Genomic DNA, 20,130 nt, shown 5'->3' on the forward strand with positions numbered 1-20,130 from the left:
AGGATTTTTTAATAATTTTTTTTATCTGTAATTACCAAATCTAATTTTCGGTCAAAATCATTGAAATTTAATTTATAAGATTTATTTATTTGATAAAACAAACCTACATAAAAGGACTTATGATTTTTTAAATAATAATCATAAAAGCCTCCGCCATAGCCAAGCCTATATTTATTTTGATCAAAGGAAAGTCCTGGCACTATGGTAAGGTCAATATTTTCTTTTGTTTCATCTCGTTTTGAAGTTTTTATCTTGTAATTTCCATCAATAAGATCATCAAAGGATTTAAGTAAAACAGGAATCATTTGATGCCTTCCTGTAATTTTTGGAATATAAACTTCCTTTTTATCTAAAAAAGCCTCTTTAATTATTTTTTTTGTATCAATTTCATAATCTGTCGAATAATAAATGAAAATTGACTTGGCATTTTTATAAAAATTACTTTTTGTGACCTTTTCTTTAATTTTTTTATCCCAATTTTTTTTATCATCTAGGTTAATTTTTTTCCTATTATTTATAAAATATCTTCTAAGCTCATTTTTCATCAGCCTACTCCAAAATCTGTAATATTATAAAGGTAGTCAATTTTTGGATTTTCTTTTAATTTGTCGTGATATTTTTTCAAAAACCAATTTACAAGCTCATCATCTCTTTTGACATCTGTTGAATTTTCATTAAAGACATTTACAGTGGCATGGGGGAAATTATTTAAAATAATTTCCATATCCCTATCAATCATTTCTTTTGTCTGTCCCTTTATGCCAACCATAAGGCAGGGAGAATCAAAATACTTTAAAACCTCCTTATAATTTTTAAAACCAGCTCCTTTTTTTAAATAATTTTCACGAAAATCATTGTCAAAAGTTTCAACTCCAGTTTTAATAATTATTTTTTGATTTTTAAAATATTCTCTAATTTCGTGGACTTTGTTTCTGTAAATCCAATGGCATTCAAAAAATAGGGTGTGGATGTTTTTTTCATTGACTATTTCTTTAATCATCTTTTTGGTATTTTCTGTTAACTCAAAAAACGAAGCTGAATCTATTACTTCAAGAACCCCATATTTTCCTGTAACTTTTTTCAAAACTTTTTTATTTATTTGGTCAATTTTTTCTTCATCTATTTCATTATCTTCTATATAGTCGCAAAACCTACATTTTCCCCACCTGCATGGTCTTGCTTTTAAAAGGACTATTTCTCTTTTATATTTTTTATCTATAGTTGAATATCTTTCCATTATCTTAACTTCCTATAATTATTTTTAGTTTTCATATAAGCTGCTATGATTTCTGCTCCCAAAATTATGGTAAGGGAGAATAGTAGCATCCAAACTAAAAGAGCTATTATTCCTGCCAAGGCCCCATAAATTACTGACATATTACTCATGTTTTTTAGGAAATAGGAATATCCAAAACTTGTAATAAAAATCATAAGGCTTGTAGAAATTGATCCTACAAAGGCATCTTTGAATTTTATTTTTATTGAATTATTATATGGTGCAGCCTTGTACAAGAGTGTTAATCCCAAAATTAATATTATTGGTGGAATAATTCCAGAAATTAAATTTATTAGCCAGGTAAATTCATCCAGGGAGAATGAAGAATTTACAATTTTCAAAACATCTTCTATTATTCTTAAGATTCCATTTGAATAAATTTTTAATAAAAACATAAAAATCAAAATAAATATTAGGATAAAGGTATACAAAAATCCAAATATTTTATTTTTTATCATTGAATGATCATCTTCAAGTCCATAGGCTACATTTATGGCAAGAATTATTTTTGAAACTCCCTTTGATGCAGACCAAAGTGCAAAAATTAGGGTGATTGTTGAAATTGTTGAGGCTGAGCCTGAATCAATTATTGATTTTACAATCAACAAAATTACTCCCCTTATTGAATCGGGAAGTAATTTTATAAATTCAATTACCACATCCTCATTTCCCTTCATATATTTTGTAACAAGGTTTAATAAAACCAATAGCATGGGAATTGCTGCTGACAAAAAATAATAAGAAAGGGAAGAGGCAAGGGTCATAAGGTCATGGTTCCTAATTCTTTCTATCAAATTTAAGATGAATTTTTTAATATTAGACGATTTTATTTTCATTTTAAATACCTATCAAACCATTCTTTTATTGCCTCAAGTCTTTTTATTCTTGCTTTTGGCTTGCCTGATCTTGAAAGTTCGTGATTTTCTCCATGGAATATATACATTTTTGCCTCCACTCCATTTTCTTTTATCCTCGTATACATTTGAAGACCTTGTTCCAATGGACACCTATAATCTTCATCTGAATGGATAAACATGGTTGGAGTTTTTACATTTTTAGCATATTTAATAGGAGATTGGTCCCACATTTTTTCTAAATTATCCCAAGGATTTGCTCCTGTTTGGTCAGGTCCAAAATAATATCCTATATCTGAAACCCCATAAAAGGAAGTCCAATTTGAAATTGATCTTTGAGAATTTGCAGCCTTAAAGCGATCATTGTGAGAAATTATCCAATTTGTCATAAAGCCGCCATAAGATCCACCATAAACTCCCATATTATCTTTATCAATTTGTGGGAATTTTTCTATGGCATTATCTGTAAAATTCATCAAATCTTGGTAGTCAATAGATCCATATTTTCCCCTAATATCAGAATATTTTACACCATTTCCACTTGATCCGTGAGGATTTGTGTAAATAATTATATAGCCATCATTAGCAAAAACTTGGTGTTCGTGGTGGAAAATATTTGATAGTTCTGTTTTTGGTCCACCGTGGATTGATAAAAGAGTTGGATATTTTTTATTTTTATCAAAATCCACTGGCAAAATAACATAGCCACGAATTTTATCCCCATTTGATTCATAGAAAAATTCATTAATTTTTCCAAGTTTTGAATTTATTTTATTATCAAGTAAAATCAAATTATTTTTCTTATCTTTTAAATGAGAAAGCCTATCTTCTGTTATATAAAAATAATAAATATTGTCATCAGCTATTACAAAATCTTCTACACATCCAGATATTTCTAGCTTTAATTCTCCCTTTAAATCCATAGAATAAAGCTTAGCTTCTTCCTTTTCTGTAACTATAAAATAAAGCTTATCATCTTTAAACTCAAAACTTCTACAAGATCCATATCTTGCGTCAGTTCCTATTGAATTTCCAAAGGACTTGTCAAAATCATCTGGAGAAATTTTCTCAAAATTTCCTGAACAATCACTTTTAAAAATAAAGGCATCTTCATTTATGCCACCTTTTTTCATATCAGTAGCAATAAAGATTATTTCGTCATTACTAGAAAAAATAAATCATAATAAGAAAAAGTATTTTCTATTATAATTTTCTCTTTTTTATTTTTAAATCTAAAAAAACTAAATCATCTTTTAGCCTTGCTAGCTTATTATCATTTTTTCCTATAACAAGGGCAATTTTATCTAAATTTTTGTTAATTGCAAAGGCATTTAAGGTCTCATTTTCAAATTCTCTAATTTTTTCTAGTTTGTTTTCATCCTTTTTATAAAAATATAAGGACTCAACTTTATCTTTTATATAACCTGACCCATTAAACCAAAAAGGTACATTTGTAACTTCTTTATAAAAAGAATTTTCTTTTTGAGTTTTTAATTGGTCTTTTGATAATTTATTGCTGGCCTTGATTAAAAAATATCCGTTTTTTAAATCTTTGATAAAGGACACATTTTTATCTATTTTAAAATCCAAGGACCCTATTTCCATTGACCTATCCTTTTTATAAAAATAATCAAATTCGTCATCAGATTTTTCCCTATAAATAATATTATCATCCTCATCAAAAATAAAAAGTCCAATATTTTTATTATCAGCAATTTTAAAACTTTTCTTTTTTTCTATATCATAAGCATATAAAAAAGAATCATATTTATTTTTATGAAAATTTGCATTTGTTTTTAAAAATGCAAGATATTTTTGATCGTTTGATATTTCAAGATTTGAATAAAAATCATATTTTAAAATATCATTTATTTTTGTTTTCTCCATACTTCCTCCTCATTTTTATATATTATACATTAATTTTTTAATAAAGAAAAATAAAAGGTTTACCCACAGCTTATCAGGGTATATATATAATATCAAAATGATGGAGGTTCAATTATGAAACTAAATATTAAAGGTAAAAACATCAATGTTTATGAAAGCTTAAAAGAAGAAGCTAAGGAAAAATTTGATAGGCTTGACAAATATTTTAACAAGGAAGAAGAAATGGACCTCAAATTTTCTACCGAAGGTAATTTTAAAAAAGTTGAATCAACAATTTTTCTTAAAGGCGGAACAATTTTAAGGGCTGAGGAAGTAAATGAAGATTTCTCTACAGGAATTGATAAGGTAATAGATGCCTTGGTTCGTCAAATTAGAAAACAAAAAACAAAACTTCAAAGAAACAGAAGAAGTGGAGAATCTATAAAGTTTGAATCCTTTGATAAAGTTGATGAAGAAAAAGAGGATGATCCAATAATTAAAAGAGAAAAAGAAATTCTCCTAAGGCCTATGAGCGATGAGGAAGCTTGTATGCAAATGGAACTTTTAAACCATGATTTCTTTTTATACTTAGATGATCAAGATATGAAAACAAGACTTGTATATAAAAGAAAAGATGGTCATTACGGATTAATTATTCCAGAATAAATAATTTTCACTGCTGCATTTTTTGCAGCAGTTTTTTTGTTTTTACTAATTAAAATATTTTGATATAATATAAAGAAAAATATTTAAATATAAGGAAAGAATAATGAAAAAAATTGCTATAGTAGGTTTAGGATTAATGGGTGGTTCTTTTGCTAAAGCTTTTATAGAGTATAGTGATAATATAGTTTACGGATACGATATTAATGAAAAAACCATAAAAGATGCCCGAAATTTAGGAATAAAAATAATAGATAATAAAAATGAGTTTAAAAATATGGACCTTACAATCATTTGTTTGAATCCTTCAAGTATTAAAAAATTTGTTGAAGAAAATTATAAATATTTATCCAATACAGTTATGGAAATCTCTGGAGTGAAAAATAACTTGTATCCATATATAAAAGACTTATCAAAAAAGTATTCTTTTACCTATAAGTCTATCCATCCAATGGCTGGAAGAGAAGTTTATGGATTTGAATCTTCTTTGAAAGATTTATACACTGATGCTTCTATGATTTATCTTGATGATTTAGATGACGAGGAAATTTTCTTGTTTAAAAAAATTGGTTTTAATAAATTTGTAAAGGCAAGTCTTAAAAAACATGACCAAATGATTTCTTTTACATCCCAGCTTTGCCATGTGATTTCTAATGCCTATGTTTTAAATGAAAAATCCATTGACCATGATGGCTTTTCTGCTGGAAGTTTAAAAGATATGACCAGGGTATCAAAAATTGATGAAAATTTGTGGTCAGAATTGTTTTTATTAAACAAAGATTTTTTGATTAAAGATATAGATCTAATGATAAAAAATTTAAAAGATTTAAAAAGTGAACTTGAAAATGATGACCTAGAAAGGTTAAAAGCCCAACTAAAAAAAGGAAATGATATAAGAAAGAAGATGTGGTAATGAGATTAAGAGTCGATTTAGCAAATCCTTATGATATAGACATAGGGGAGAATGTAATAGAAGAATTAAATACATATTTGAAAGAATTTTATCCAAATTCTAAAATTTTAGTAATTAGTGATGATTATCTTTATAAAATTCACGGAGAAAAACTTGAAAAAGAGCTAGAAGGATTTACTTTTAATAAATACATTTTAAAAAATGGAGAGAAGTCAAAGTCTACAGAAAATTTGATAAGTATCCTAGAATTTGCAGCAGAAAATGAATATAGAAGGTCAGATTTAGTAATAGCCTTTGGGGGCGGAGTAGTTGGAGATATTTCAGGTCTTTTTTCATCACTTTACCTTAGGGGCCTTGATTTTATTATGGTTCCAACTACATTTTTATCTGCGATTGATTCATCTGTTGGAGGCAAAACTGCAGTAAATTTAAAAGCTGGGAAAAATTTGTGTGGAGCCTTTTACCAACCAAAAAAAGTTTTTATTGATACAAATTTCCTAAAAACTTTATCAGATTATTATTTTAAAGATGGTTTGGGAGAGGCCATTAAATATGGAATGATTAGGGATAGTTCCATATTTGATGAAATTTCAAAAGAAAATGTTACAAAATCTTATCCAAACCTTCCATCAATTATAAAAAAATGTCTGAATATTAAAAAAGATTTGGTAAAAGAAGACGAAAAAGATTATGGTATCAGACAAATTTTAAACTATGGTCATACCTTTGCCCATGCCATAGAAATAAAGTCTGATTTTAATATAAGTCATGGCCATGCAGTTGCCCTTGGCATGAAAATTATGGTCAAATATTTTTATGAAGATTTTTACCATGATTTTGTAAAAGTTTTAGAAAAATATGACCTAGACTACGACATAGACTTTGATACAGAAGATATTATAAAAATTTGCAAGGTGGATAAAAAATCCAGAGAAGATAAGATTAATATAATAATTGTTAAAAAACTTGGAACTTGTGAAATTTTAAAGATAGACTTTAATGATTTGAGGAAAATTTATGAAAACAGATGACATTTTAATCCACCCATCAAAACTTGTTGGAGAAATTGATGCAATTTCATCCAAATCTTTTGCCCATAGGGCCCTTATTATGGCAGCTCTTTCAAATAATACTACTAATATTTATATAAATGAATTTTCAAAAGATATAAATGTTACTATAGATGGGCTTAAAAATTTGGGGGTAGGAATTGAAAAAAATGAAAATTATGTAAAAATTATTCCTCCAAAAGAAAAAATAGATCAAGCTTCAATTGATATGTACGAATCGGGATCTTCTTTGAGATTTTTTTACAGGAGTTTCTTCTCATTTTTCAAAAAATACAAAAATAATAGGAGAAAAAAGACTTGCCCAAAGACCAAACCTTGAACTAATTAATAATTTAAGAAAGCATGGCCTAGAAATTTCAGCTGACAAAATTCCCTACACTATAAAAGGAAATTTAAAAGCAGGCCAGTTTGAATTTTTGGAAAATAAATCAAGCCAATATATAACAGCAATTATGCTTGCTGCAAGTAAATTAAAGGGAAAAACTTATATAAAATTATCTGAAAAACCAGAATCTATTGGTTATATTGATATAACAAGAAAAGTTTTAAAGGATTTTAATGTAGATGTAAAAAAAGATAAACACTCCTATATTATCGAAAATCCAGAATTAAAATCACCAAAAAATTATATAGTTGAAGGTGATTGGTCAAATGCTGCTTTTTTTTATGGGGCAAATTTACTTGGTTCAAAAATAAAAATATCTAATTTAGATAAAAATTCCCTACAAAAAGATAGGGAAATTGTTGAAATTTGTCAAAAAATTAAAAAGTGTAAAGAAGAGAACAAAGAATTAAAAATAGATATTTCACAAATACCAGACCTTTGCCCAATAGTTGCAATTTTACTCACATCTTTAGATAAAACTTCCTACATTATTAATGGAGAAAGATTAAGACTTAAGGAAAGTGATAGGTTAGAATCAACTTCAAAGATGTTAAATGATTTGGGAGCAAATTGCCAAATCCTTGGAGACGGTCTTAAAATTTCTGGAAAAATAAGTGGAGGAGTAGTTGATTCTTTTAATGATCACAGGATAGTAATGGCTGCAAGTATAGGATCTTTACTTGCAAAAGAAGACATAATAATAAAAAACTATAAGGCAGTAAATAAGTCCTACCCATCATTTTTCAAAACTTTTGAAAAACTTGGTGGTAGAATTAAATATCTAGGAGCTTAAATGGACGATATAAAAGATATTAGAGAAAATATAAACAAAGTCGATGATAAAATTATAAAATTACTAGAAGAAAGGTTTGACCTTTCAAAAAAAGTAAGGGCCTACAAGATATCTCACAATAAAAAAGTTTATGATCCAATTAGGGAGAAAGAAATTCTAAAAAAAATTCAAGAAAAAAATCCTGAATACGGGAAATATTTCGTAAAAATTTATCAAGAAATAATGGACCAATCTAAAAATCTACAAAGAAATGATAAAAATTATGGACTTTTAGGAAAAAAATTAGGCCATTCTTATTCAAAAATAATCCATGAAAAAATCGGTTATTATGATTACCAATATTTTGAAAAAAACCAAGAAGACTTAGATGATTTTTTTGAAAAAAAAGATTTTAAGGGGATAAATGTTACTATTCCATATAAAGAAAAGGTAATTAAATACCTAGATTTTGTGTCTAATAAGGCAAAAAAAAATTGGGGCTGTAAATACAATTGTAAATAAAAACGGAAAACTTTACGGATATAATACAGATTATTATGGTTTTTTATATAATCTTAAAAAAAATAAAATAGAAATAAGGGATAAGAAGTGTTTGATTCTTGGAAAAGGAGCATCATCAAAAACAGTTGAAGCAGTTTTAAAAGATTTGGGTGCAAAAGAAATTGTATTTTTATCAAGAAGATTTAAACCTTATTTTAAAGATGAAAAAGATTATAGGGATTTTGAAATTATTGTAAATACAACCCCTGTTGGTATGTATCCAAATAATGGAGAATTTTTAGATCATATAAAGCTTGATAATTTTAAAAAATTAGAGGGACTTGTGGATTTAATTTACAATCCAAATATGACAAGAATTTTAATAGAGGCAAAGTTAAAAAACATAAAATATGCCTGTGGGATTGACATGCTTATTGCCCAAGCTGTTAAGGCAAGTGAATTATTTCTGGATAAAACTTTTGACCAAGATCTTATAACAAAAATTAGAAATTCTCTTATGAAAAATCAGCTAAATATAGCCCTCATTGGAATGCCAGGATCTGGAAAAACATCTCTTGGAAGGATATTGGCAGAAAATATGAAAAGAAATTTTATTGACCTTGACTTAGAATTTGAAAAAAAATATGGAAATATAGAAGAATTTTTCAAAAATTATGGAGAAGATAAGTTTAGAGATAAGGAAAGTCAAATCCTTAAAGAATTTTCAAAAAAAACAGGACAAATTATTAGCTGTGGTGGTGGAATTGTAGAAAAAGAAGAAAATTATTATAGGCTTAAAGAAAATTCTATAATTGTTAATGTAAAAAGAGATTTAGAAAATTTAGAAATTGAAGGAAGACCCCTATCAAAAAAATATGACTTAGATTTTTTATATAATAAAAGAAAAGATTTATATGATAAATTTAAAGATTTGGAAGTATATAATACAGATTTAGACAAATGTGCAAAAGAAATTGAGGAGAAATTTTATGAGAATATTAGTAATTAATGGACCCAATATAAATATGCTCGGAATTAGAGAAAGAGAACTTTATGGAAACAAGACTTATAAGGATTTGATTAAATGCATAAAAGATTACACTGATGATAAGGATATAGAAATTGAAATCTACCAATCAAATTCTGAAGGACAAATTATAAATAAAATTCAAGAAGCTTACAAACTTTATGATGGCATAGTTATAAATCCTGCAGCCTACACCCACACATCAGTTGCAATCCTAGATGCCCTAAAAGCTGTAAATATTCCAACAGTAGAAGTTCATTTAACAGATGTTGATAAGAGAGAAGAATTTAGAAAAATATCCTACGTTTCTTATTTTGCAAAAAAAACTATAAAGGGTAAGGGCTTTGAGGGCTATATAGAAGCAATTGATTATTTAGAAGAAAATTTTAAATAGTAAATTTATTTTACAATTGATAGATTTTCATTTAATATTATATTTGTGATAATTTAATCCTATCTTATTGATAAAAGTAATAAAAAAGGTAGGATATACAGTGAATTAGAGGTGAAAGATTTGGCGTTATTAAATATATTTAAAACATTTAGTCAAAAAGAAATTGCCAACAACCAAAAATTAGTTGACAAAATTTTAGCACTAGATGAAGACATGCAAAAATTAACAGATAAACAGTTACAAAATAAAACAAATGAATTTAAAGAAAGACTAAAAAACGGAGAAAGTTTAGATGATCTTTTGGTAGAAGCATTTGCCACAGTAAGAGAAGCAAGTGACAGGGTTTTGGGTATGAAACATTATCCTGTGCAATTGTTGGGAGGCATTGTTCTACATAATGGACAAATAGCAGAAATGAAAACAGGAGAAGGAAAAACTTTAGTTGAAACTCTTCCTGCTTATTTAAATGCCCTTGACGGAAAAGGCGTCCATGTAGTTACAGTAAATGATTACCTTGCAAAACGTGACCAAGAGTGGATGGGAAAAGTTTATTCATTTTTAGGTCTTACTGTAGGTTGTATTATTTATGGGCTTACAAATTCTGAAAGACAAAAAAATTATAACTGCGATATAACTTATGGTACAAACAACCAATTTGGTTTTGATTACCTAAGAGATAACATGGTTATTTATAAGGATAATATGGTTCAAAGAGGACTTCATTATGCCATAGTCGATGAGGTTGACTCAATTTTAATAGATGAGGCAAGAACTCCACTTATAATTTCTGGAGAAGGTGATGAATCTACAGATACTTATAAAAAAGCCGATGAATTTATAAAAGGACTTGAAGGAAGAATTTTAGATCCAAATGAAGACTTAGACCAAGATCCTTTTGATAGGGAATTTGTTGTAGAAAAAGTAGATTTCTTGGTAGATGAAAAAAGAAAATCATCAAACCTTACAGAACAAGGTACAGCTAAAGCTGAAAAATTCTTTGGTATTGAAAATTTATCAGACCCAGAACACTTAGAGCTTGCTCACTACATTAACAATGCCCTAAAAGCAAATACAACTATGACAAGAGACATTGATTATGTTGTAAACAAGGGCGAGGTAATGATTGTAGATGAATTTACAGGTCGTATCATGCAAGGAAGAAGATACTCAGATGGTCTTCACCAAGCAATCGAGGCCAAAGAAGGAGTTGAAGTTCAATCAGAATCAAAAACCCTTGCAACAATTACCTTCCAAAATTACTTTAGGATGTATGATAAATTATCAGGAATGACTGGTACTGCAAAAACAGAGGAAGAAGAATTTTCAGAAATTTATAACCTAGACGTTGTAGAAATTCCTACAAATAGACCAATCCAAAGAGTTGATGATGTAGACTATGTTTATATAAATGAAAATGGAAAATACAATGCAATAATTGAAGAAATTAAAAAAGTTCATGCAACAGGTCAACCAATCCTAGTTGGTACAATTTCAATTGAAAATTCTGAAAAATTATCAAATGCTCTTAAAAAAGAAAAAATTAAACACGTTGTATTAAATGCTAAAAATCACGAAAGAGAAGCTGATATTGTAGCACAAGCAGGTAGACTTAATTCTGTAACAATCGCTACAAACATGGCAGGTCGTGGTACTGATATTATGCTTGGTGGAAATGCTGATCATATGGCGAAACAAAGACTTAAAAGAGAAGGAATTTCTGATGAATTATTAGAACAAGTAGACTCTTTCCAAGAAACAGACAACCAAGAAATATTAGATGCAAGAAAAAAATATAAACATTATAAATCACTTGTAAAACCTGAAATTGATAAAGAAGCTAAAAAGGTAAGAGAAGTTGGTGGTCTTTATATAATTGGTTCTGAAAGACACGAGTCTAGAAGAATTGATAACCAATTGAGAGGACGTTCAGGAAGACAAGGAGACCCAGGAAAATCTAGATTTTTCATCTCATTAAAGGATGATCTAATTAGATTAAATGTAGGAGAACAAATTTCTAAATTTGTAGAAAATTACAATTATCCAGAAGATGAACCAATTGTATCAAGAATGGTTACAAGATCAATTGAAAAGGCTCAAACAAGAGTTGAAGCAAATAACTTTGCAACAAGAAAAAGAGTCCTCCAATATGATGATGTAATGAATAAACAAAGAACAATAATCTATAACGAAAGAAAACAAGTTCTTTATGGAGAAAACATGAGAGATTCTATCTTATCAATGATAAAAGATTCAATTTCTCAAGCTGTATATTCATTTACAAACCCACAAATTAAACCGGAAAATTGGGAAATGGTAGCCTTACTAAACCATTTAAAATCTATAGCAATCCCGGTTGAACTTTTAAGATTTGAAAATATTAACGATTATACCCAAGAAAAATTAATAGATTATATTTACCAAACAACCTTAAATAAATATGAAGAAAAAGAAAAACAATTTGGTGAAGATAATATGAGAGAAGTTGAAAGGGTAGTTCTTCTAAGAGTAATTGATACAAAATGGATGGAACACATCGATGCAATGGATCAAATGAGAAAAGAAATTGGTGTAAGAGCTATGGGAAATGATGATCCTGTTCGTGCTTACACAAACTCTGGATTTGAAATGTATGAAGAGATGACAAATTCTATCCAAGAAGAAACTGTTAGACTTATGATGGGTGTTGAAATAAGACAAAATATTGAAAGAAAACAAGTCTTAAAACCTGATGAAGAAAGTGTTGAAAACGCAGAAAGTCCTGACCAAGCAACAAATAGGGCTGAAAGAAGAAGATTAAAAAGAGAAGCAAAAAAAGGAAATATTAAGGGTAATTAGATGGCAGAAATTTATGAGTTAAGAGAAATCATTAAAGAACTTGATAAAAATCTTAAAATGATTGGAGCTCATCTTGATCCTGATAATCTTTTTAAAGAAATAAAAAATATTGAAAAAGAAACCTTAAAAGAAAATTTTTGGGATGATAGTCAAAAAGCCCAAGAAATTATGGCTGATCTTTCAGATAAAAAAGATGATTATAAAACTTTTATAAATTTAAAAGAGGAATTAGAAGATCAATCAGATCTAATTGATATAATTGAAGAAACAAACGAAGAGTTAGATAGTTTAGTTGATGTAGAAAATTCTTTAAATATGTTAAAAAAGAAATATCATCTTTTAAAATAAAAACTGAACTTGACGGAGAATATGATAAAAATAATGCATATATGGTAATTCATGCAGGCGCTGGTGGTCTTGAGGCTACTGATTGGGCAGAAATGCTTATGAGAATGTACACAAGATTTTTTGAAAGACGAAATTTTAAATTTGATATTACAGATTTAAACAATGAAGAAGCCGGTGGAATAAAGTCTGCAACTATTCATATCAAAGGATCTTTTGCTTATGGATATTTAAAAGGAGAAAGAGGAGTTCATAGACTTGTTAGAATTTCTCCTTTTGACTCATCTAAAAGGCGCCATACATCTTTTGCATCAATAGATATTTTTCCAGAGCTAAATGATGATATGAGTGTTGAAATTGATCCTAAAGATTTAAGGATTGATACTTATAGGGCAAGTGGAGCTGGCGGCCAACACGTCAATAAAACTGATTCTGCTGTAAGAATTACCCATATTCCTACAGGAGTAATTGCCTCAAGTCAGGCTGAAAGAAGTCAAACTCAAAATAAGGAAACTGCTATGAAACTTCTTTTAGCAAAACTTACTCAAATTAAGGAAGAAGAACATAGAGAAAAAATTGAAGATATTCAAGGAAACTACACCCAAATAGCATGGGGAAGTCAAATAAGATCTTATGTTTTTCATCCGTACACTTTGGTTAAAGATCATAGAACAAATTTCGAAGTTGGAAATGTAGAAAGTGTTATGGATGGAGATATTGATGGATTTATAGATGCATATTTAGCTAATAAGGGAGAGTAATAATCTTTCCCTTATTTTTTATTAAATAAAAGGAGAAAAAATGAAAGATATAATATTAACCGGTGATAGACCAACAGGAAAACTTCACTTGGGCCATTATGTTGGATCTTTGAGAAATAGGGTTAAAATTCAAAATGAGGGAAATTATGACAAAATGTATGTTATGATTGCTGATGCCCAAGCTCTAACAGATAATTTTGATAATCCTACAAAAATCAGGGAAAATATAACTGAGGTTATGCTTGATTATTTGTCAGTAGGACTTGATCCTGAAAAAGTTACATTTTTTGTTCAATCTTACGTAAAAGAACTTACAGAATTAACTTTTTATTTATTAAATTTGGTAAGTCTGTCAAGACTTGAGAGAAATCCTACAGTAAAAAATGAGATTAAATCAAAAAATTTTGAGACAAGTCTTCCTACAGGATTTTTAATTTACCCGGTAAGCCAAACATCAGATATTATTTTATTTGATTCAAATATAGTTCCAGTAGGAGAAGACCAAGAGCCTATGCTTGAACAAGCTAGAGAATTGGTTAGGTCATTTAACCATACTTATAAGGAAATTTTTAGGGAGCCTAAGGCTGTTATTCCAGAAAATAAAGTTTGTAGGAGACTGCCAGGAATTGATGGATCTAATAAAATGAGTAAGTCCTTAGACAATTGTATTTACTTATCAGATTCTAAAAAAGAAGTGAAAAGAAAAGTAATGTCTATGTTTACAGATCCAGACCATATCAAAGTATCTGATCCTGGAAAAGTTGAAGGCAATACTGTCTTTACTTACCTTGATGCTTTTTGTGAAGATTATCATTTCGAAAAATTTTATCCGGAATATAAAAATTTAGATGAATTAAAAGATCATTACAGACGTGGGGGTCTGGGTGATGTTAAAATTAAGAAATTTTTAAATAAAGTTTTGGAAGATTTTCTAGAACCAATTAGAGAAAGAAGAGCATATTACGCTAAAGATATTTCTAAACTATTTGAAATTATGGAAAATGGTTCAAAAGAAGCAAGTGCCTATGGTCAAAATAAATTAAAACAAGTAAAAGAAGCTATGGGGATAAATTATTTTGATGATATAAATTTAATTTCTGAACTTCAAAAAAAATATGACCAAGAATATAATAATTAAATTAAAAATTGTTAAAAAAGTGCGATTTTATTTGCACTTTTTTATTTTTTGTCTTATAATGAAAAGGTAGTCATGAAAAGAACTATATAAATTTTACATAATAATATAGTTGAAAAAAGGAGTATTTAAATAAATATGAGTAAATCTGAAAAGAAAAAATTAGGTTTAATACCAAAATTATTGATAGCGATTGCCTTAGGTACTCTAGCAGGTTTATATTTACCAGAATGGTTTGTAAGAATTGCAGTTACATTCTCATCTATTTTTGGTGCATTTTTAAACTTTGTTATACCACTTATGATTATCGCTTTTGTTACTAAAGGAATAGCTGACCTTGGAGAGGGAGCTGGAAGGTTACTTGCAGTAACAGTTCTTATTGCATACACTTCAACAATAGTTGGTGGATCCTTATCCTATTTGATGAGTTCAAATATTTTCCCAGCTTTTATAAGCCAAGACCAAGTTTCTAAAATTCAAGCTTCAAGTAAAATTGAAGTTAATCCATTTTTTGAAGTGCCTATCACACCATTTTTTGATGTTACATCAGCAATTATTTTTGCCTTTATGATGGGAATTTCAATTTCTTGGTTAAGAAAACACGGCAAGGGAGAATTTTCTTATGGTCTTATTGGGGAATTTAATGAAATAATTACTAAAGTTTTATCAACAGCAATTGTTCCATTATTACCATTTTTCATTTTTGGTAATTTCTCAAAAATGGCCTTTACAGGATCTGTTTTCGCAGTTTTATCAATATTCTGGAAAATTTTCATATGTGTAATTGCCCTCCACTTATTATATGTATCTGCTTTATTTATAATAAATGGTGTTTACACAAAGAAAAATCCTCTTACATTAATAAAAAATCAAGTAAAGGGATATCTAACAGCTGTTGGTACACAATCATCAGTTGCTACAATTCCAGTAAACTTAGAATGTGCTAAACAAAATAGCGTTAGTAAGGGAATAAGAGATTTTGTTATCCCTCTTGGAGCTACAGTTCACATGCCAGGATCAATGATTACAATCACAGCTTGTACATTTACAATCTTAACTATGTATGGAATGGATCATTCTTACCTATTAATGTTAAGATATATGTCAATTTTAGGAATAGCAATGGTTGCAGCACCTGGAGCACCAGGTGGAGCTGTAATGAGTGCCCTACCATTTTTACCAGTTGTAGGAATTCCTTCAGAAGGGGAACTTGCATCATTATTGATCACACTTTATCTAACACAAGATTCATTTGGAACTGCAGCAAATATATCAGGAGATACAGCAATCTCTGTTGGTATAGATAAGATCTTTAATAAACATATAGTTAAAAATAATGACTACAAAGACGGTTTCAATGATGAAATTATAAATGCTAAAGAAATTTAATGTAAAAAACTAGGCAATAGCCTAGTTTTTTTGTGCTCATTTTAATATTGGAAGGGAGATTTTTATAAGTGATCCCTTATCTATATTTTCAACTTTAATATTTCCACCATGAATTTTTATTGTCTCCATAGCAAGGGATAGGCCAAGGCCTGATCCTTTTTCGTTTGTATTATTTATCCTATAAAAGGCTTTAAATATATTTTCTTTTTCTTTTTCATCTATGCCAATTCCGCTATCTTCTACAAAAATTTCTACAAAATCATTATTTATTTTTGAATAAATCTTTATGTATCCATTTTCTACATTATATTTTATAGAATTTTCTATAAGATTATAAAAAACCCTATAGATTAAAGTATCATTAGCAAGGATATAGATTTCTTGGCACATATTTTGAATGCTTATATTTTTCTTATCAGCAATAAATGATAAATCTTGAATAGCCTCTTCTATTAAGGAAGATAGCTCTATTTTTTCATTTCTTGAAACTGACCTTAATTCGCTTAAATCAAGCAGGCTTGTTACAAGTTTTGATAACCTGTCACTTTCAGTCTTTATCTTATCCATCAAATCCTTGGTTTCTTTTTCATCCATCTCGCTTTCTTCATAAAGGTCGATTTGAGAATTTATTATTGTAAGGGGAGTCCTTAATTCGTGGGCAGCCCTTGCTGTAAAATCTCTTTCTATTTCATAGGACTTATCGAGTCTTTCAAGCATTTGGTTGAATGTTTTGGTTAAATTTTCAAATTCTTTTATAGGGTTTTCCTTTACTTCGAATGAGGTCAGATTTTTAAGCTGAATTTGCTCGATTTGTTTAGAAAAATCATCTAAGGGTTGTAAAAATTTTCCACTTAGAAAATAAGAAATTAGCCCACCTAAAATAGTGATAAGGGATGTAATTAGCCAGGTTTTTTTTGTATAATTAATTTTTGTTGTATTTATTTGATTTGAAAAGTTATTTTCGAAATTTACTATCTTATCCTTATCTATATTTATATATAGGTCTTCATCTTTTACATTATCCACAAAGCCACCTAAGGAATCTATATAAAAATAAGCAGTCTTATTTGTGAAAAAGTTTAGACTAATACTTGTTAATGCTATTAGGATACTGGTAAGAATGGCAATCCTAAATCTTAATGATATTTTTTTCATTTAATTTTCCTCAATAAATACCCAACTCCAATCCTGTTTTCTATTGGATCATAATTTAATTTATTCTTTAATTTTTTTCTCAAAGCAGAAATATGAACCCTAATAGAATTGCTCAATAAATCAACACTTGAATCCCATACGTGCTCTATTAATTCTTCCTGGCTAATTGGCCTTCCTTGGTTTAAAAGTAAATACTCTAAAATTCCTATTTCCTTACGAGTTAATTTAAGTTCTTCACCATCAACAAAAACCCTCCTATTTTTGCTGTCAAATTCAATCTTATCAAAGGAAATTTCGCTATTTTTTTGGATAAAATTTCTTCTTGTAAGTGACCTTACCCTTGCCTTTAATTCATCCAAATGAAAGGGCTTTTGCAAAAAATCATTGGCACCAGCATCAAGTCCTTCAACCTTATCTTTTATTTGACTTCTGGCTGAAAGAATTAAAACTTTGGTTTCCTCATCTTCTTTTCTTAAATTTTTCAAAATTTCCATCCCATCCATATGGGGAAGGTTCAAATCCAAAATTATTAAATCATAAGATTCAATTTCTATCATTTCCATAGCATCAATCCCATCAAAGGCTGATTCAACCTCATAACCTGATTTTTTTAAGGACTTATTTATGGTATCATTTAAAATTTGTTCATCCTCAACAATTAAAATCTTCATAAGACCTCCTTTATAATAATTATAACAAAATAAAATAAAATAGATGTTAAGAAAATCTTAACAGAAAATTTATACCTAATCTGTTATCATAAGTTTGTAAAGGGGTGATTGGTATAGAAATAAGAAAAAAGAAAAATTTACAAATAGGATTTTTGCTTTTAGGAGTCTGTTTTATAATCCTTGGTGCTTTTAGGGGAGAAGTTGATACAGTCTTATCAAAGGCAATAAACTTATGTTTGGAGTGTGTTGGAATTGGGTAAAATGAAATCTATTTTTTTGGCAAAATATAGACTCTTAATTCAAATTGTTGCCACACTTCTTACAAATATCCACCTTCCAAATTTTTTGAAAGGAACTATATACAGAGGAAAATTTAAAAAGATATGTGTACCTGGACTAAACTGTTATTCATGTCCTGCAGCTGCTGGATCTTGTCCTATTGGAGCCTATCAGGCTGTAGTTGGGTCATCAAAATTTAAATTTTCATATTATATAACTGGATTTTTAATTTTTGTTGGGGTAATACTAGGAAGAGTAGTCTGTGGTTTTTTATGTCCTTTTGGTTTTTTCCAAGAAATATTACATAAAATTCCAACGAAAAAATTCTCAACAGAAAAACTAAAAATTTTAACCTACCTAAAATACATAATCCTTCTCGTAGCCGTTATAATTTTACCAGTTTTTCTTACAAATAAGCTTGGTATGGGAAATCCATACTTTTGTAAGTATATTTGTCCTGCTGGAGTTTTGGAAGGGGCAATACCACTTTCTCTTGTAGATTCATCAATAAGAGCAAGTCTTGGATCCTTATTCAATTTGAAGTTAACAATATTAATAATAAGTATAGTACTTTCTATAATATTTTTCAGGCCATTTTGTAAGTGGATTTGTCCTTTGGGAGCATTTTATGCCTTATTCAATAAAATATCTCTATTTAAAATAATATTTGATAATAGTAAGTGTATTTCTTGTAAAAAATGCAAAAAAGCTTGTAAAATGGACGTAGATGTTAGAAAAGATCAAAACCACACTGAATGTATAAGGTGTGGAATGTGTATCAAGGCTTGTCCAACTTGTGCACTAAAATATGAATTTGGACTAGATAAGACAAAAGAAATTAAAGGAGAAAAAAATGAAAAATAAAAAATTACAAATATCAGCCCTAGCCTTGGCTTTGGCATTTACCTTCGTAGGATGTGGAAAAAAGGAAAACTCAGAAAATTCAACAAGTAATAAGACAAGTGTAGAAAGTAAGGCAAATGATAAGGAAAATGCAAAAGACAATTTATCATCTGATAAAAGTTCAACAGATTCAAATGATCAATCAGTAGATGATTTAATGCAAAAACAAAATGATATCTTACAAAAACATGACAAACAATGGCAAGTTGCATTTTCAAAAGCTGATAAGAGTAAAATTGCAGGAGAACCGGATGTCTCTTATGATGCTTATCTCCTAGATTTAGTAGAAAAATCAAAAGATGAACTTTCAAAAGAAGATTATGACCTACTAAAAAAAGATGTAGAAGAAATTGGAAAAATAGAAAAAATAATAAATAAGAAAAAGGGGATAGATGAGCAATTTAATAAGGATAAGAAAAAACAATCAGCTTCTACCAAAGAATTAAAATTATTCCCAGAATTTAAATCAAAAGACTTTGAGGGAAATGAAGTAACAAAGGAAATTTTTAAAGACAAAAAATTAACCCTAGTAAATTTCTGGTTTAATGGATGTGCTCCATGCGTTGGAGAAATTCCACATTTACAAAAATTAAATGATGAAATAGAAAAAATGGGTGGACAAGTAATAGGAATAAATACAGAAGCAAAAGTTGGCGATGAAGAAATAATAAAAGAAGCTAAAAAAATCCTAAAAAAACAAGGGGCAACTTATAAAAATATAAGCCTTGATCCAGACAGCGAACTTGGAAAATATGCTGAACAAATAATGTCATATCCAACATCTGTTCTTGTAGATAGCGATGGAAATATTGTCGGTGATCCAATAGTTGGAGCAATAGACAAAAAAGATAATTATAACAAAGTAAAGACAATGATAGAAAAAATTATAAAAGATGAAATATAAAAATATCCTTCTTGAAATGAAAAATACCAGAG

The 20,130-nt window shown here is 28.6% G+C and carries 22 protein-coding genes; 15 read left to right on the top strand and 7 right to left on the bottom strand.

The window, feature by feature from the left end; all coding sequences use genetic code 11:
- Nucleotides 1-8 precede the first annotated feature (8 nt).
- The 5 genes from ANHYDRO_RS06955 to ANHYDRO_RS10775 all read right to left on the bottom strand — a co-directional run bounded on the left by ANHYDRO_RS06955 (nt 9) and on the right by ANHYDRO_RS10775 (nt 4,017).
- Complete coding sequence (locus ANHYDRO_RS06955) at nt 9-545, bottom strand: 5-formyltetrahydrofolate cyclo-ligase (protein WP_004815001.1); 537 nt, start codon at nt 543-545, stop codon at nt 9-11.
- A complete protein-coding gene (locus ANHYDRO_RS06960) occupies nt 545-1,237 on the bottom strand; it encodes a radical SAM protein (protein ID WP_004815003.1) in 693 nt (230 codons plus the stop codon). Before ANHYDRO_RS06960 ends, ANHYDRO_RS06955 begins: the two co-directional genes overlap by 1 nt.
- Nucleotides 1,237-2,112: a YihY/virulence factor BrkB family protein gene (locus ANHYDRO_RS06965; RefSeq protein ID WP_004815004.1), complete on the bottom strand. Its 876-nt coding sequence runs from the start codon at nt 2,110-2,112 to the stop codon at nt 1,237-1,239. Before ANHYDRO_RS06965 ends, ANHYDRO_RS06960 begins: the two co-directional genes overlap by 1 nt.
- Entirely contained in the window at nt 2,109-3,263 is a 1,155-nt protein-coding gene (locus ANHYDRO_RS10770) for an alpha/beta hydrolase family protein (protein ID WP_004815007.1), read from the bottom strand. Before ANHYDRO_RS10770 ends, ANHYDRO_RS06965 begins: the two co-directional genes overlap by 4 nt.
- 70 nt (nt 3,264-3,333) lie before the next feature.
- Nucleotides 3,334-4,017, bottom strand: coding sequence for a hypothetical protein (locus tag ANHYDRO_RS10775; RefSeq protein WP_004815008.1), 684 nt, complete (start codon nt 4,015-4,017; stop codon nt 3,334-3,336).
- A 114-nt stretch (nt 4,018-4,131) separates the two neighbouring features.
- Here ANHYDRO_RS10775 and hpf point away from each other — a divergent pair, with 114 nt between their 5' ends.
- From hpf to ANHYDRO_RS07020, 12 genes are all read left to right on the top strand, one after another.
- Nucleotides 4,132-4,662, top strand: coding sequence for a ribosome hibernation-promoting factor, HPF/YfiA family (hpf, locus tag ANHYDRO_RS06975; protein ID WP_004815010.1), 531 nt, complete (start codon nt 4,132-4,134; stop codon nt 4,660-4,662).
- A gap of 103 nt (nt 4,663-4,765) precedes the next feature.
- On the top strand, nt 4,766-5,572 hold the full coding sequence (locus ANHYDRO_RS06980; RefSeq protein WP_004815012.1) for a prephenate dehydrogenase: 807 nt from the start codon (nt 4,766-4,768) through the stop codon (nt 5,570-5,572).
- The gene (aroB, locus tag ANHYDRO_RS06985; RefSeq protein ID WP_004815013.1) at nt 5,572-6,603 is read left to right on the top strand and encodes a 3-dehydroquinate synthase; all 1,032 of its coding nucleotides are present in this window, start codon (nt 5,572-5,574) and stop codon (nt 6,601-6,603) included. Before ANHYDRO_RS06980 ends, aroB begins: the two co-directional genes overlap by 1 nt.
- Nucleotides 6,590-6,961, top strand: coding sequence for a 3-phosphoshikimate 1-carboxyvinyltransferase (locus tag ANHYDRO_RS11230; RefSeq protein WP_004815016.1), 372 nt, complete (start codon nt 6,590-6,592; stop codon nt 6,959-6,961). Before aroB ends, ANHYDRO_RS11230 begins: the two co-directional genes overlap by 14 nt.
- Entirely contained in the window at nt 6,924-7,820 is an 897-nt protein-coding gene (locus ANHYDRO_RS06990) for a 3-phosphoshikimate 1-carboxyvinyltransferase (RefSeq protein WP_262359362.1), read from the top strand. The genes ANHYDRO_RS11230 and ANHYDRO_RS06990 overlap by 38 nt, the downstream gene beginning before the upstream one ends.
- Nucleotides 7,821-8,321, top strand: a complete 501-nt coding sequence (locus tag ANHYDRO_RS10780) for a chorismate mutase (RefSeq protein ID WP_004815019.1) — start codon at nt 7,821-7,823, stop codon at nt 8,319-8,321. It begins immediately after the preceding gene.
- Entirely contained in the window at nt 8,269-9,309 is a 1,041-nt protein-coding gene (locus ANHYDRO_RS06995; protein ID WP_004815020.1) for a shikimate kinase, read from the top strand. Before ANHYDRO_RS10780 ends, ANHYDRO_RS06995 begins: the two co-directional genes overlap by 53 nt.
- Nucleotides 9,290-9,721: a type II 3-dehydroquinate dehydratase gene (aroQ, locus tag ANHYDRO_RS07000; protein ID WP_004815022.1), complete on the top strand. Its 432-nt coding sequence runs from the start codon at nt 9,290-9,292 to the stop codon at nt 9,719-9,721. The genes ANHYDRO_RS06995 and aroQ overlap by 20 nt, the downstream gene beginning before the upstream one ends.
- A 120-nt stretch (nt 9,722-9,841) precedes the next feature.
- Nucleotides 9,842-12,556, top strand: coding sequence for a preprotein translocase subunit SecA (gene secA / locus ANHYDRO_RS07005; RefSeq protein WP_039914356.1), 2,715 nt, complete (start codon nt 9,842-9,844; stop codon nt 12,554-12,556).
- Nucleotides 12,557-13,662 (top strand): peptide chain release factor 2 gene (gene prfB, locus ANHYDRO_RS07010; RefSeq protein WP_187366933.1). Its coding sequence is split into 2 segments (ribosomal slippage): nt 12,557-12,866 and nt 12,866-13,662, totalling 1,107 coding nucleotides; the frame shifts between segments, so codons are not numbered across the junction.
- 40 nt (nt 13,663-13,702) lie between these two features.
- The gene (trpS, locus tag ANHYDRO_RS07015; RefSeq protein ID WP_004815029.1) at nt 13,703-14,800 is read left to right on the top strand and encodes a tryptophan--tRNA ligase; all 1,098 of its coding nucleotides are present in this window, start codon (nt 13,703-13,705) and stop codon (nt 14,798-14,800) included.
- Between the two features lie 135 nt (nt 14,801-14,935).
- Entirely contained in the window at nt 14,936-16,186 is a 1,251-nt protein-coding gene (locus ANHYDRO_RS07020; protein WP_004815032.1) for a dicarboxylate/amino acid:cation symporter, read from the top strand.
- A 36-nt stretch (nt 16,187-16,222) separates the two neighbouring features.
- Here ANHYDRO_RS07020 and ANHYDRO_RS07025 read toward each other — a convergent pair whose 3' ends face one another.
- Nucleotides 16,223-17,341 carry a HAMP domain-containing sensor histidine kinase gene (locus ANHYDRO_RS07025; protein WP_004815033.1) on the bottom strand — a complete coding sequence of 373 codons (1,119 nt, stop codon included), beginning with the start codon at nt 17,339-17,341 and terminating at the stop codon, nt 16,223-16,225.
- The gene (locus ANHYDRO_RS07030) at nt 17,338-18,012 is read right to left on the bottom strand and encodes a response regulator transcription factor (RefSeq protein WP_004815036.1); all 675 of its coding nucleotides are present in this window, start codon (nt 18,010-18,012) and stop codon (nt 17,338-17,340) included. Before ANHYDRO_RS07030 ends, ANHYDRO_RS07025 begins: the two co-directional genes overlap by 4 nt.
- Before the next feature lie 104 nt (nt 18,013-18,116).
- Between ANHYDRO_RS07030 and ANHYDRO_RS10060 the strand changes: the two genes are divergently transcribed.
- Genes ANHYDRO_RS10060 through ANHYDRO_RS07040 form a run of 3 tightly spaced genes read left to right on the top strand, consistent with a single transcriptional unit; the run spans nt 18,117 to nt 20,098 of the window.
- A complete protein-coding gene (locus ANHYDRO_RS10060; RefSeq protein WP_004815038.1) occupies nt 18,117-18,272 on the top strand; it encodes a CD1871A family CXXC motif-containing protein in 156 nt (51 codons plus the stop codon).
- A 1-nt stretch (nt 18,273) separates the two neighbouring features.
- On the top strand, nt 18,274-19,155 hold the full coding sequence (locus tag ANHYDRO_RS07035; protein ID WP_039914409.1) for a 4Fe-4S binding protein: 882 nt from the start codon (nt 18,274-18,276) through the stop codon (nt 19,153-19,155).
- Nucleotides 19,145-20,098 carry a TlpA family protein disulfide reductase gene (locus ANHYDRO_RS07040; RefSeq protein WP_004815043.1) on the top strand — a complete coding sequence of 318 codons (954 nt, stop codon included), beginning with the start codon at nt 19,145-19,147 and terminating at the stop codon, nt 20,096-20,098. The genes ANHYDRO_RS07035 and ANHYDRO_RS07040 overlap by 11 nt, the downstream gene beginning before the upstream one ends.
- Nucleotides 20,099-20,130 lie beyond the last annotated feature (32 nt).

Source organism: Anaerococcus hydrogenalis DSM 7454 (genome assembly GCF_000173355.1).
Lineage (GTDB): Bacteria > Bacillota > Clostridia > Tissierellales > Peptoniphilaceae > Anaerococcus > Anaerococcus hydrogenalis.

What these genes read in the sequence shown, in the direction of transcription:
- ANHYDRO_RS07020 (WP_004815032.1), top strand. Translation starts at nt 14,936, where the DNA reads ATGAGTAAATCTGAAAAGAAAAAATTAGGTTTAATACCAAAATTATTG.
- ANHYDRO_RS07025 (WP_004815033.1), bottom strand. Translation starts at nt 17,341, where the DNA reads ATGAAAAAAATATCATTAAGATTTAGGATTGCCATTCTTACCAGTATC.
- ANHYDRO_RS06980 (WP_004815012.1), top strand. Translation starts at nt 4,766, where the DNA reads ATGAAAAAAATTGCTATAGTAGGTTTAGGATTAATGGGTGGTTCTTTT.
- ANHYDRO_RS10770 (WP_004815007.1), bottom strand. Translation starts at nt 3,263, where the DNA reads ATGAAAAAAGGTGGCATAAATGAAGATGCCTTTATTTTTAAAAGTGAT.
- ANHYDRO_RS06960 (WP_004815003.1), bottom strand. Translation starts at nt 1,237, where the DNA reads ATGGAAAGATATTCAACTATAGATAAAAAATATAAAAGAGAAATAGTC.
- ANHYDRO_RS10780 (WP_004815019.1), top strand. Translation starts at nt 7,821, where the DNA reads ATGGACGATATAAAAGATATTAGAGAAAATATAAACAAAGTCGATGAT.
- hpf (WP_004815010.1), top strand. Translation starts at nt 4,132, where the DNA reads ATGAAACTAAATATTAAAGGTAAAAACATCAATGTTTATGAAAGCTTA.
- ANHYDRO_RS06955 (WP_004815001.1), bottom strand. Translation starts at nt 545, where the DNA reads ATGAAAAATGAGCTTAGAAGATATTTTATAAATAATAGGAAAAAAATT.
- aroB (WP_004815013.1), top strand. Translation starts at nt 5,572, where the DNA reads ATGAGATTAAGAGTCGATTTAGCAAATCCTTATGATATAGACATAGGG.
- ANHYDRO_RS07035 (WP_039914409.1), top strand. Translation starts at nt 18,274, where the DNA reads ATGAAATCTATTTTTTTGGCAAAATATAGACTCTTAATTCAAATTGTT.
- ANHYDRO_RS06965 (WP_004815004.1), bottom strand. Translation starts at nt 2,112, where the DNA reads ATGAAAATAAAATCGTCTAATATTAAAAAATTCATCTTAAATTTGATA.
- trpS (WP_004815029.1), top strand. Translation starts at nt 13,703, where the DNA reads ATGAAAGATATAATATTAACCGGTGATAGACCAACAGGAAAACTTCAC.
- ANHYDRO_RS10775 (WP_004815008.1), bottom strand. Translation starts at nt 4,017, where the DNA reads ATGGAGAAAACAAAAATAAATGATATTTTAAAATATGATTTTTATTCA.
- ANHYDRO_RS07040 (WP_004815043.1), top strand. Translation starts at nt 19,145, where the DNA reads ATGAAAAATAAAAAATTACAAATATCAGCCCTAGCCTTGGCTTTGGCA.
- ANHYDRO_RS07030 (WP_004815036.1), bottom strand. Translation starts at nt 18,012, where the DNA reads ATGAAGATTTTAATTGTTGAGGATGAACAAATTTTAAATGATACCATA.
- ANHYDRO_RS11230 (WP_004815016.1), top strand. Translation starts at nt 6,590, where the DNA reads ATGAAAACAGATGACATTTTAATCCACCCATCAAAACTTGTTGGAGAA.
- aroQ (WP_004815022.1), top strand. Translation starts at nt 9,290, where the DNA reads ATGAGAATATTAGTAATTAATGGACCCAATATAAATATGCTCGGAATT.